Origin of the sequence: Rhodopseudomonas sp. (genome assembly GCF_048594845.1) — a bacterium.
Taxonomy (GTDB): domain Bacteria; phylum Pseudomonadota; class Alphaproteobacteria; order Rhizobiales; family Xanthobacteraceae; genus Rhodopseudomonas.
This window is the reverse complement of sequence record NZ_JBMDXE010000238.1, coordinates 1-10,465: the sequence shown is the minus strand read 5'-3', so window position 1 is coordinate 10,465 and position 10,465 is coordinate 1. Positions and strand designations below refer to the sequence as shown.

Annotated in this window: 11 protein-coding genes; 5 read left to right on the top strand and 6 right to left on the bottom strand. The window is 65.6% G+C overall.

The window, feature by feature from the left end; all coding sequences use genetic code 11:
• Window positions 1-286: 286 nt before the first annotated feature.
• The 6 genes from ACOJTD_RS15345 to rpiA form a co-directional block, all read right to left on the bottom strand.
• A complete protein-coding gene (locus tag ACOJTD_RS15345; RefSeq protein WP_420133758.1) occupies window positions 287-2,041 on the bottom strand; it encodes an NAD+ synthase in 1,755 nt (584 codons plus the stop codon).
• 45 nt (window positions 2,042-2,086) lie between these two features.
• The gene (locus ACOJTD_RS15340; protein WP_420133757.1) at window positions 2,087-2,440 is read right to left on the bottom strand and encodes a diacylglycerol kinase; all 354 of its coding nucleotides are present in this window, start codon (window positions 2,438-2,440) and stop codon (window positions 2,087-2,089) included.
• 1 nt (window position 2,441) lies between these two features.
• Window positions 2,442-3,830 (bottom strand): class II 3-deoxy-7-phosphoheptulonate synthase, encoded by a 1,389-nt coding sequence (locus tag ACOJTD_RS15335; protein ID WP_420133756.1) that lies wholly within the window; start codon window positions 3,828-3,830, stop codon window positions 2,442-2,444.
• 181 nt (window positions 3,831-4,011) lie between these two features.
• On the bottom strand, window positions 4,012-5,397 hold the full coding sequence (gor, locus tag ACOJTD_RS15330; RefSeq protein WP_420133755.1) for a glutathione-disulfide reductase: 1,386 nt from the start codon (window positions 5,395-5,397) through the stop codon (window positions 4,012-4,014).
• A 42-nt stretch (window positions 5,398-5,439) separates the two neighbouring features.
• Window positions 5,440-5,949 (bottom strand): DUF2059 domain-containing protein, encoded by a 510-nt coding sequence (locus ACOJTD_RS15325; RefSeq protein WP_420133754.1) that lies wholly within the window; start codon window positions 5,947-5,949, stop codon window positions 5,440-5,442.
• Window positions 5,950-5,972: 23 nt separating this feature from the next.
• A complete protein-coding gene (gene rpiA, locus ACOJTD_RS15320; RefSeq protein WP_420133753.1) occupies window positions 5,973-6,671 on the bottom strand; it encodes a ribose-5-phosphate isomerase RpiA in 699 nt (232 codons plus the stop codon).
• Between the two features lie 143 nt (window positions 6,672-6,814).
• Here rpiA and ACOJTD_RS15315 point away from each other — a divergent pair, with 143 nt between their 5' ends.
• The 5 genes from ACOJTD_RS15315 to ACOJTD_RS15295 all read left to right on the top strand — a co-directional run.
• Window positions 6,815-7,489 (top strand): HAD-IA family hydrolase, encoded by a 675-nt coding sequence (locus ACOJTD_RS15315; protein WP_420133752.1) that lies wholly within the window; start codon window positions 6,815-6,817, stop codon window positions 7,487-7,489.
• A 152-nt stretch (window positions 7,490-7,641) separates the two neighbouring features.
• Window positions 7,642-8,094 (top strand): PEGA domain-containing protein, encoded by a 453-nt coding sequence (locus ACOJTD_RS15310; RefSeq protein WP_420133751.1) that lies wholly within the window; start codon window positions 7,642-7,644, stop codon window positions 8,092-8,094.
• A gap of 100 nt (window positions 8,095-8,194) precedes the next feature.
• Window positions 8,195-9,226: a GTP 3',8-cyclase MoaA gene (gene moaA, locus ACOJTD_RS15305; RefSeq protein WP_420133750.1), complete on the top strand. Its 1,032-nt coding sequence runs from the start codon at window positions 8,195-8,197 to the stop codon at window positions 9,224-9,226.
• Window positions 9,227-9,403: 177 nt separating this feature from the next.
• Complete coding sequence (locus tag ACOJTD_RS15300; RefSeq protein ID WP_420133749.1) at window positions 9,404-9,994, top strand: TRAP transporter small permease subunit; 591 nt, start codon at window positions 9,404-9,406, stop codon at window positions 9,992-9,994.
• Window positions 9,995-10,032: 38 nt separating this feature from the next.
• A partial coding sequence (locus tag ACOJTD_RS15295; RefSeq protein ID WP_420133748.1) for a TRAP transporter large permease subunit occupies window positions 10,033-10,465 on the top strand: 433 nt, incomplete at its 3' end.

Genomic DNA, 10,465 nt, shown 5'->3' with positions numbered 1-10,465 from the left:
GTGAACATAGTAACATCCTCCCGATGCTGAGCCCGTCTGCGCGGGCGTGGAGGAAGTCTGGCAGAAGGGCGGGAGGTTGGAAAGAGCGGTCCTACAAACTACTCATTGGCACCCGCGCGTATTAGTCCGTCAGCCTGGCAGCACGGATGCAGCGCAGCGAAATCCGGGGACAGCGGCGGACTAAGAACCCGGATTACGCTTCGCTACATCCGGGCTACAGGGTGAGAATGTTTAGCCTCGCTGCGGTGCAACCAACCGCACTAATCAGTCGGACGCCAGCTCACCCCTACCCCTCAAACGCCTCGCTCGAAGCCCGTCCGCTCTTCACCACCAGCGTCTCGTCTGGCTTCGCCAACGCCTCCGCCTTGTCGCGAAACCGGTTGGTGATCGGGTAGCGGCGGTCGCGGCCGAAGTTCTTTCTTGTCACCTTCACGCCCGGCGCGGCCTGGCGGCGTTTGTATTCGGCGATGTTCAAGAGGCGGTCGATACGGATGACTGTGTCCTTGTCAAAGCCTTCGGCGACGATCGAGGCGAGCGGCTCCTCGCGCTCCACTAAGCGCTCGAGGATGGCGTCGAGCATGTCGTAGGGCGGCAGCGAATCCTGGTCGGTCTGGTCTTCGCGCAGTTCCGCGCTGGGCGGGCGGACGATGATGCTCTCGGGGATCACTTCGCTGTCGGGGCCGAGCGCGCCGTCGGGCTTCCAGCGGTTACGCAAGGTGCACATCCGGAACACTTGCGTCTTGTAGATGTCCTTGATCGGGTTGAAGCCGCCGTTCATGTCGCCGTACAGCGTGGCGTAGCCGACGCTCATCTCCGATTTGTTGCCGGTGGTCACCACCATGGCGCCGGTCTTGTTGGAGATCGCCATCAAGAGCGTGCCGCGGGTGCGCGCCTGCAGGTTCTCTTCGGTGATGTCGCGCTCCAAGCCTGCGAACGGCTTGGCCAGGATCGCCTCGAAGCCTTCGACCGCTTGCGCGATCGGCAGCACCTCGTAGCGGATGCCGAGCAGCGTCGTCAGCTGTGCCGCGTCGTCCAGCGAGATCTGCGCGGTGTAGCGGAACGGCAGCATCACGCCGCGGACCTTGTCCGCGCCGAGCGCGTCGACCGCGATCGCCGCGCACAGCGCCGAGTCGATGCCGCCGGAGATGCCGAGCAGCACGCCGGGGAAGCCGTTTTTCCGGACGTAGTCCCGCAGGCCGAGTACGCAGGCCGCGTAGTCGGCCTCGTCGCCTTCCAGCAGCGGCGCGACTGGGCCGTCGCAGCGCCAGCCCGCCGCTCCTTTCTCGAACGTCAGCGTGGTGATGGTCTCGGCGAACGCCGGAAATTGTGCGCCGAGTGTGCGGTCGGCGTTGAGCACGAAGGACGCGCCGTCGAACACCAGTTCGTCCTGACCGCTAACCTGGTTGAGATACACCAGCGGCAAGTCGCTCTCGGTGACGCGCGCCACCGACACCGACATCCGCAGATCCTGCTTGCCGCGCGCATAGGGCGAGCCGTTCGGCACGATCAGCAGCTCGGCGCCGGTCTCAGCCAGGCACTCGACGACGTTCTCGTAGTCCTCGGACTCCTCGAGCCAGGTGTCCTCGCAGATCGGCACGCCGACGCGGACGCCGCGGATTGTCATCGGGCCGGACACCGGGCCGCGCGCGAACACGCGCTTCTCGTCGAACACGCCGTAATTCGGCAGATTGACCTTGTAGCGGATCGCCGCGATCTTGCCGCCGTCGAGCAGCGCGCAGGCGTTGTACAGCTTCCCGTTATCGACCCAGGGCGAGCCGATCAGCATCGCCGGCCCGCCGTCGGCGGTCTCGCGCGCCAGCTCCTCGACGACAGAGCGGCAGGCGGCCTGGAACGCCGGCTTCAGCACCAGATCCTCCGGTGGATAGCCGGCGATGAACAATTCGGGAAAGACGATCAGCGCGGCACCGTCCGCCGCCGCCTGCTTGCGCGCGGCGCGAGCCTTGTCGGCATTGCCGGCGACGTCGCCGACGGTCGGATTGATCTGCGCGAGCGTGAGGGTGAAGCGGGCTGTGTCGGTCATGCCCCGAGATGTAACGGGCACCTGCCCGCTCCGCAATCGGCGGCGCTAGACCAAGCCCATGCGCTCGGCGAGCGCGAACAGCCAGAGCAGCCCGGCAATCGCCAGCGCGACACCGACCGCGGCAGAGCCCATATCCTTGACGCGGCCGATCTGCGGGTCGTGTTCCGTGGTGAGGCGGTCGGCGAGCTTCTCGATCGCGGTGTTGAGCAGCTCAACCGTGAGCACCAGCGCCACCACGGCGACGAGTTCGACGCGGCGCGCCGGCGTGGTGCCGATCAGCCAGGCGGCCGGAACGGCGAGGACGAGCGCAACCAGTTCCTCGCGGATCGCCTGCTCGGAGCGGATCGCGAATTTCAGTCCGCGCCACGAATTGATCGTGGCGCGCCAGAACCGCAGCAAGTCAGAGCCCCGCCGCCACCGGCAGCGGGGTGGCCTTGCCGGCACGGCCCTGCTTGAGCTGATCCGCAATCAGGAACGCCATGTCGATCGACTGTTCGGCGTTGAGCCGCGGATCGCAGGCGGTGTGATAGCGGTTGTTGAGGTCTTCGTCGGTGATGGCGCGGGCGCCGCCGAGGCACTCGGTGACGTTCTGCCCGGTCATCTCCAGATGCACGCCGCCGGCATGCGTCCCCTCCGCGGCGTGAACCGCGAAGAACGAGCGCACCTCGCTCAGAATGCGGTCGAACGGCCGGGTCTTGTAGCCGGAGTTTGAGGTGATGGTGTTGCCGTGCATCGGATCGCACGACCACACCACATTGCGGCCCTCGCGCTGCACGGCACGGACCATCGCCGGCAGATGCTCGCCGATCTTCTCATGGCCGAACCGGCCGATCAGCGTCAGCCGCCCGGCTTCGTTCTCCGGATTGAGCACGTCGATCAGCTTGAGCAGTTCGTCGGTCTTCAGCGACGGGCCGCACTTCAGGCCGATCGGGTTCTTGATGCCGCGGAAGTACTCGACATGGGCGTGGTCGAGCTGACGGGTGCGGTCGCCGATCCACAGCATGTGGCCGGAGGTCGCGTACCAGTCGCCGGTGGTCGAGTCGACGCGGGTCATCGCCTGCTCGTAGCCGAGCAGCAGCGCTTCGTGGCTGGTGTAGAAATCCGTGGTGCCGAGCGAGCTATCGACCGCGAAAGTCAGGCCGCAGGCGCGCATGAAATCGAGCGCGCCGGAGACGCGGTCGGCCAGATCCGCATAGGCCTTCGACTGCGGACTGTCGCTGACCGACTGCAGCATCCAGCGATGCACGTTCTCGACGCTGGCGTAGCCGCCCTTGGCGAAAGCGCGCAGCAGGTTCAGCGTTGCGGCCGACTGGCGATAGGCTTCGAGCTGGCGGCGCGGATCGGGCACGCGCGCGTCCTCGGTGAAGGCGATGTCGTTGATGATGTCGCCGCGATAGCTCGGCAGCTCGACGCCGTCGCGCTTCTCGACAGGAGCCGAGCGCGGCTTGGCGAACTGGCCAGCGATACGGCCGACCTTCACCACCGGCGACGCGCCGGCATAGGTGAGCACGATCGCCATCTGAAGGAAGACGCGGAACAGATCGCGGATGTTGTTGGCGCCGTGCTCGGCGAAGCTCTCGGCGCAGTCGCCGCCCTGCAGCAGGAACGCCTCGCCGGCGGCCACACTGGCGAGCTGCTTCTTCAGGTTGCGGGCCTCACCGGCGAACACCAGCGGCGGAAACGTCGCGAGCTGGGCCTCGACATCCGCGAGCGCCTTCGCGTCGGGATAACCCGGCATCTGCTGCACGGGCTTGCTGCGCCAACTATCGGGTGTCCACCGCTCGGACATGAGACAAACTCCTGAAGGAAAAGCCGCGACCTAACAACGGTTCGCGGCGGCCGCGTTATACACAGCCTCCCCGCCAATCGCTAGACGGAAATCCGCCCGACAATACAACCTGTTGCGCCGAATAGGGAAATTCAAGTCCGGCCGATCCCGGATCGCGGCGGCCGGCCCGCGCGTCCCGCGATCACTCCGCGGCTTCGAGGCCGTAGCGCGCGGTCGGCGTGCGCATCGTCACCAGCTCTTCGGCGGCGGTGGGGTGCAGCGCCATGGTGGCGTCGAAGTCGGCCTTGGTGGCCTTCATCTTCACGGCTATGGCCAGCACCTGCACCAGCTCGCCCGCCTCCGGGCCGACGATGTGGCAGCCGACCACGCGGTCGGTGGCGCCGTCGACCACCAGCTTCATCAGCGTGCGGACCTGGCTGCCCGACACCGTGGCCTTCAGCGGCCGGAAGTCGGTCCGGTAGATGTCGACCCGGGGATACAGCGCGCGCGCCTGCGATTCCGTCAGGCCCACGGTGCCGACCTCCGGCTGCGAGAAAACCGCGGTCGGGATGTTGGTGTAGTCGACCTGCACCGGCCGTTTGCCGAACACAGTGTCGGCGAAGGCGTGACCCACGCGGATCGCCACCGGGGTCAGATTGATGCGATGGGTGACGTCGCCGATCGCATAGATGTGCGGGATATTGGTTCGGCAGAATTCGTCGACGGCGATGCCGCCATTGTCCGGATTGATCGCGACGCCGGCCTTCTCGAGCCCGAGATTGGCAACGTTGGGATGCCGGCCGATCGCGAACAGCACCTGGTCCGAGGCGACGCTGGAGCCGCTCGACAGATGCGAGATGACCTCGTCGCCCGGCTTCTCGACGCGGGCCACGGTGCAGCCGGTCAGGATGGTGATACCCGCTCGCTCCATCTCGGTACGCACATGCGCGCGCACCTCTTCGTCGAAGCCGCGCAGCACGTTGTCGCCGCGATACACCACGGTGACGTCGCTGCCGAGACCGGCGAAGATGCAGGCGAACTCCAGCGCGATGTAGCCGCCTCCCTGGATCAGGATGCGCTTCGGCAGTTGCTTCAGGTGGAAGACTTCGTTGGACGAGATCACGTGCTCGATGCCCGGGATCATCGTGCCGTGATTGGGCGCGCCGCCGGTCGCGATCAGCACGTGCTGCGCGCGGATCAGCTCGCCGGTCGACAGCCGCAGCGTGTGCGGATCCTCGAACACGGCGCGCGCCTTGACGGTCTTGGCGCCGGACTTCTCGACATTGCTGGCGTAGATGTTTTCGAGCCGCGCGAGCTCCTTGTCGATGTTGGCGGTCAGCGTCGACCAGTCGAACCGCGCTTCCGGAATGGTCCAGCCGAAACCCGCGGCGTCGCGGATTTCGTCGTGCACGTGCGAGGCGTGGACCATCAGCTTCTTCGGTACGCAGCCGCGGATCACGCAGGTGCCGCCGAAACGATATTCCTCGGCGATCATCACGCGGGCGCCATGGCCGGCGGCGATCCGGGCGGCGCGCACGCCGCCGGACCCACCACCGATGACGAACAGATCCGTATCGAAGTCAGCCATGTTCGCCCCGTCGCCCGTTGTTACCGTCGTGGACGGCCGTGCTTAGATCGTCTTGCCGCGCTTGCGCATCTCGGCGCGGAACTGGCCGTTGACTTCCTCGGCGAAAGTCTGAGCCCACTGGTTCATGTACTGCATGCTCGACGCGATCGCCTTCGGCTCCTCGTTCAGCAGCTTCTGGCCGAGCGGCGTCTTGTAGAACGTCACCAGGTCCTTCAGCTCCTGCTCGGTGAAGTCCTGCGCGTAAATCTTGGCCATGCCGTCGCCGATCTCCTTCTCGCGGCCGGCCATGTTCTTGGCGACGACCTCGGCGACTTCCTTGAGATCCTTCTGATAGTTCAGATTGGTCTGCATCAGGCTGTCCATGGTGCGCTGGACGATGTTCGGCACCGCATTGGCATAGATGGTGTTGGCGCGCTTCAGCTCCAGGATCTCCTTGGCGGCAGCGATCGCGGCCGGGGTCGGCGGCTTGGCCTGCGCCATCGCCTGCCCGGCGGACAACGCGATGCCCAGCGACAGCCCGGCGGCCAGCAGTGCATTCGACAGGTACTTCATTGCAATTCTCCAGGATGTGGGCGCTACGCCCGTTCGACAGTTCGAATTCCTTCGGCACCCGCGAGCACGACCGTGCCAGCGATCCCGATAAACAAGCCATGCTCGACTACGCCCGGAATGGCGGACAGGTACTGGGCCAGGCGAGGAGCATCCGGGATGCGCCCGAGATGGGCATCGACGATCCAGTGGCCACCATCGGTGACAAAAGCATGGCCGTCCTTGCCACTGCGAAGCTTTAATTCGCCCGACGCGCCGACGTCCGCGCAGGCTTTTTCGATCGCCCGGCGGGTCGCCGCGAGGCCGAACGGGATGACCTCCACCGGCAGCGGAAAGCGGCCGAGCTGATCGACCCATTTCGATTCGTCGGCGATCACGATCATGCGATCGGATGCGGCCGCGACGATCTTCTCGCGCAGCAGCGCGCCGCCGCCGCCCTTGATCAGGTCGAGTCGCGCATCGACCTCGTCGGCGCCGTCCACCGTCAGGTCGAGATGGTCGATGTCGTCGAGCGTCGTCAGCCGGACACCGCAGCGCTCCGCATCGGCGCGGGTCGCTTCAGAGGTCGGCACGCCGATCACATCGAGCCCGCCACGGACTTTTTCGCCCAGCAGCTCGACGAAATGCTTGGCGGTCGAGCCGGTGCCGAGGCCGAGCTTCATACCGCTGCGTACCTCTTCCAGCGCCCGCGCTGCCGCCAGCCGCTTCAGATTTTCCTTGTCCATCGGATACCCCCGCTCCGCCCCGCTGTCCCCCGCGGCGCGGGCCTATCTAACGGCCTTTGCCGGAGAACAACAGGGTGGATTCCGGCCCGTCACCGCCCATCGGCCGGTTGCAGAAATCCGCGGGGAACGGTAGCGCTGATCCCATGAGCACAGTTCGCACCGTTGTCTTCGACCTGGACGGCACGCTGATCGACACCGCGCCGGACCTGATCAACGCCCTCAACTACATCCTGGTCCGGGAAGGCATGCCCGCCGTACCGCTCGCCAAGGCGCGCAACATGATCGGCCAGGGCGCACGGCGCCTGCTGGAGCGCGGCCTGGAGCTCGACGGCCGCGTCATCAGCCCGGACGACGTCAACCGGCTCGCGGTGGACTTCATCGACTATTATGCCGCCAATATCGCGGTCGAATCCCGCCCGTTCGAGGGGCTGGAGGCGACCTTGGACAGCCTGGCGGGCCAGGGCTACCAATTCGCGGTCTGCACCAACAAGCTCGAATGGCTGTCGAAGCTGCTGCTCGACCAGCTCGGCCTCAGCTCCCGCTTCGCGGCGATCTGCGGTGCCGATACGTTCGGCGCGGCCAAGCCCGACCCGACCATTCTGCGGGAGACGGTCGCCAAGGCCGGCGGTACCCTCGCTTCGACCGTGATGGTCGGCGACGCGGGGCCCGACGTCGGCGTGGCCCGCCGCGCCGGCGTGCCGGTGATCGGGGTCGAATTCGGCTACACCGAGGTTCCGATCGCCGAGCTCAATCCGGACGTGGTGGTCGGTCATATGCGCGACCTGCCGCAAGCCGTCACCCGATTGCTGCCCGGCTGAGATCACCCTGCCAACGGGTATTTGCACGTCTACGCAGCAAACGGCGTTAACCAATACTTAAGATTGCGGCGCCGGCAGTTGCATGCGCACGCCGAGCCTTTTATGGTCCCGCCGGGGGCTGTGGCTGTTAGCCGCACCAAGGGTGGGTATCCATGCGTCGTTTCGTCGTTATCGCTGCGGCTGGCTTGAGCCTTGCCGGTTGTTCTTCCTTGTCGTTCGACGCGTTCAAGTCGGCTCCGCCGACCGCGACCGTCCAGCTTGAATCGACGCCACCCGGGGCCGAAGCACTCGCCTCCAGCGGCCAAAGCTGCAAGACGCCGTGCTCGATCACCGTGCCCGGCAATGATTTCAGCGTCACCTTCAGCCTCGACAAGTTCCAGCCCGCGACGGTTCCGGTTCAGGTCGTGGTCAACCCGGGCGACTTCACCACCTCCGCGACGATGACGGCGACGCCGAACCCGGTCGTCGCCGAGCTGCAGCCGCTGAAGCCGGTGCGCAAACCGAAGGCCAAGCGCGTGCGCAAGCCGAAGCCGGCTGCTGCCGCTGCTGCACCGGCGGCCGAAGGCTCGCCCTTCCCCGCCCCGGCGGCCGCGCCGGCCCGCTGATCGGCGCAGCGGCGCACGAAGCAATTGTGTGCCGCCCTGATCATGCCTACATATAAAGTCGAACGCCTGCCGGGGAGCAGGCGTCCTGACAGGGCCGCGAATGATCAGTGATGTGATGACCCCGCGCGCTGGCGGATCGGCGATGACCGATCCGTTCGGTCGAACCATCAGCTACCTGCGCGTCTCGATCACCGATCGTTGCGACTTCCGCTGTGTGTACTGCATGTCGGAAGACATGACCTTCCTGCCCCGCGCGGACCTCCTCACCCTCGAAGAACTCGACCGGCTCTGTTCCGCCTTCATCGCCCGAGGCGTCCGCAAGCTGCGCCTGACCGGCGGCGAGCCGCTGGTCCGCCGCAACATGATGTCGCTGGTACGCTCGCTGTCTCGCCACCTCGACAGCGGCGCGCTCGACGAACTCACGCTGACCACCAACGGATCCCAGCTCGCCCGCTTCGCCGCCGAACTGCGCGACTGCGGCGTGCGCCGCGTCAACGTCTCGCTCGATACGCTCGACCCGGCGAAGTTTCGCGCCATCACGCGCTGGGGCGATCTCGACCGCGTGCTCGAAGGCATCAACGCCGCGCTCGCCGCCGGCCTCGCCATCAAGATCAACGCCGTAGTGCTGAAAGGTGAGAACGAAGACGAGATCCCGTCGCTGATGCAATGGGCGCACGGCCTCGGCATGGGCCTCACGCTGATCGAAGTGATGCCGCTCGGCGAAGTCGGCGAAGGCCGCATCGACCAGTACGTGCCGCTGTCGCTGGTCCGCGCGCGGCTCGCCAACAACTACACGCTCACCGACCTGCCCGATTCGACCGGCGGCCCGGCGCGCTACGTCCGCGTCGAAGAGACCGGCGGCAAGCTCGGCTTCATCACTCCCCTCACGCACAATTTCTGTGAATCCTGCAACCGCGTGCGCATCACCTGCACCGGCACGATCCACACCTGCCTGGGTCAGGAGGACGCGTCCGACCTGCGCCGTCCGCTGCGCGCCTCGCCGGACAACGATCTGCTCAATGCGGCAATCGACCGCGCCATCGGCCACAAGCCGAAGGGCCACGACTTCATCATCGACCGCAAACACAACCGGCCCAGCGTAAGCCGGCACATGAGCGTCACCGGCGGCTGATCTCGCTTCGGCCGCAGTAGCTCGCTTTCCCACCAACCTTTTGATACGTCATTGGAATGCCAAATTCCGATTGACGGCATGCGTGGTCGCTGAAATGGTGCCCCCGTTTCACGCCCTGGCTGCAAGTGCCTATTGCTACACTGCACCGGTCAGGGCCGATACGGGAGGAGTCGACCGTTGCAGGCTTTGCTGGCACTGAGCCGGAAGATCGACGCGTTCAACACGGTTGTGGGACGCTGGCTGTCCTGGCTGATCGTCGTCGCGGTAATCATCTCCTCCGCCAACGCTATCATTCGCAAGCTGTTCGACGTGTCGTCGAACTCCTTCCTCGAATTGCAGTGGGTGCTGTTCAGCATCGTATTCCTGCTGTGCTCACCCTGGACGCTGCTGAGTAACGAGCACATCCGCATCGACATCATCAATCACACCCTGCCGCTGAAGGTGCGCGGCTGGATCGACATGATCGGCCACGTGTTCTTCCTGATGCCGTTCGCCATCATCCTGCTGTGGTGGTCGATCCCCTTCTTCCTCGTGTCCTATCGCCAGAACGAGCAGTCGTTCAGCGCCGGCGGCCTGCCGCAGTGGCCGGCGAAGTCGTTGATCATGATCGCCTGCGTGCTGCTGATCATCCAGGGCATTTCCGAAATCATCAAACGCGCCGCGATGCTGGCCGGGACCATCCCCGACAGCAACGCCAAGAGTTCGGCGCACGCCGCCGAGCTCGAAGCCGAGCGGCTGGTGATGAACATCACCGGCGACAAGCCGTAAATCGAACTGTGGTCATTGTCTGAGGGGGGCCGGGTCGAATGACCGCAATGTTCATCCACTACATGGCGCCGATCATGTTCGGCTCCCTGGTGATCTTTCTGCTGCTGGGCTACCCGGTCGCGTTTTCTCTGGCTGCCAACGGCCTGCTGTTCGCCTTCATTGGCATCGAGCTTGGACTGTTCCGCCCCGACTTCATGCAGGCGCTGCCTGATCGCGTCTACGGGGTGATGAACAACGATACCCTGCTGGCGATTCCGTTCTTCACCTTCATGGGGCTGGTGCTGGAAAGATCCGGCATGGCCGAGGATCTGCTCGAAACCATAGGCCAGCTGTTCGGCTCGATCCGCGGCGGCATCGCCTATGCGGTGGTGTTCGTCGGCGCCCTGCTCGCCGCCACCACCGGCGTGGTCGCCGCCTCGGTGATCTCGATGGGCCTGATCTCGCTGCCGATCATGCTGCGCTACGGCTACG

Coding starts and splice junctions, on each gene's coding strand:
- ACOJTD_RS15345 (WP_420133758.1), bottom strand. CDS start 2,041: ATGACCGACACAGCCCGCTTCACCCTCACGCTCGCGCAGATCAATCCG.
- ACOJTD_RS15335 (WP_420133756.1), bottom strand. CDS start 3,830: ATGTCCGAGCGGTGGACACCCGATAGTTGGCGCAGCAAGCCCGTGCAG.
- ACOJTD_RS15315 (WP_420133752.1), top strand. CDS start 6,815: ATGAGCACAGTTCGCACCGTTGTCTTCGACCTGGACGGCACGCTGATC.
- rpiA (WP_420133753.1), bottom strand. CDS start 6,671: ATGGACAAGGAAAATCTGAAGCGGCTGGCGGCAGCGCGGGCGCTGGAA.
- ACOJTD_RS15325 (WP_420133754.1), bottom strand. CDS start 5,949: ATGAAGTACCTGTCGAATGCACTGCTGGCCGCCGGGCTGTCGCTGGGC.
- moaA (WP_420133750.1), top strand. CDS start 8,195: ATGATCAGTGATGTGATGACCCCGCGCGCTGGCGGATCGGCGATGACC.
- ACOJTD_RS15310 (WP_420133751.1), top strand. CDS start 7,642: ATGCGTCGTTTCGTCGTTATCGCTGCGGCTGGCTTGAGCCTTGCCGGT.
- gor (WP_420133755.1), bottom strand. CDS start 5,397: ATGGCTGACTTCGATACGGATCTGTTCGTCATCGGTGGTGGGTCCGGC.